Annotated in this window: 1 protein-coding gene; it reads right to left on the bottom strand. The window is 61.2% G+C overall.

What is annotated here, in order from left to right; translation table 11 throughout:
• The coding region (locus ACLD1X_RS29135) for a terminase gpA endonuclease subunit (RefSeq protein ID WP_429373732.1) at positions 1-817 on the bottom strand (817 nt) is incomplete at both ends.

Here is an 817-nt window from a genome sequence, read left to right as displayed (position 1 = left end):
GCCGCCCGACTCGGCGGGCTGGTCGGATGATTGTTCAGGCTCTACCTCAGGCACCGACACCGTGGCGGGTGTCAGAGCGGCAACGGTGGCCCGTTTGCTTTCCTGCTCGTGAATCATCGGCACAGCCCAGGTGCCTGAGGGCAACTGCTGTGCGAGCAGGTCGAGATTCATGCCAAAGCGCTGCTGCGTTATGCGCAACGCCGCCAAGGCGTACACCAGGCAATCGAGCGCTTCGTTTCGTCGCCCGCCGGCGTCCCAGCGCTGGACGCGCTGGTGTTTGACGATCACCCACTTGCGGCGCTCGGCAGTCAGTTGCCGCAACTCGTCTTCGCCGCAAGTCATCTCGTTAGCAGGCAGGTGGATACAGCCAGGCACAGGCGCACCCGAACCGTCCGGCTGCATCTTCAGGCGGCCATAAATCAGCTCTTTGGCATTGTCGGTACCCACTTCAACCAGATACGCACGTCCGCCTTTGACCTTGGTTTTCTTACGCGGCCAGGTCGCTATTGGCTTACCGTAGGTCGAGGCACCGAACACAGGGATCACCCACTGGGTGCCGTGCTTGATGCATTCCTCACGCACTTCATCGCAGTAGTGACCACCTTGGTCCCAACACCAACGCTCGACGCCCATCACCGTGCCATCCGCCCGGGTGAAGGTCTTGTGGATCTCGATGCCGACCTTGGCCCTTAGCTCAATGCTGCCCGGGTCACCTTGCAGCACGAATTTATGGACCAGCCATGCTTCCTCACCTGCGCCAAACGCCCAGACGCGGCCTTCATAGCGGTCATCCTGGGTATCAATACCGCCGAACAGG

Source organism: Pseudomonas sp. 18173, from assembly GCF_050432945.1.
Taxonomy (GTDB): domain Bacteria; phylum Pseudomonadota; class Gammaproteobacteria; order Pseudomonadales; family Pseudomonadaceae; genus Aquipseudomonas.
The sequence above is the reverse complement of the archived record's forward strand: the minus strand, read 5'-3'. Positions and strand labels throughout refer to the sequence as shown.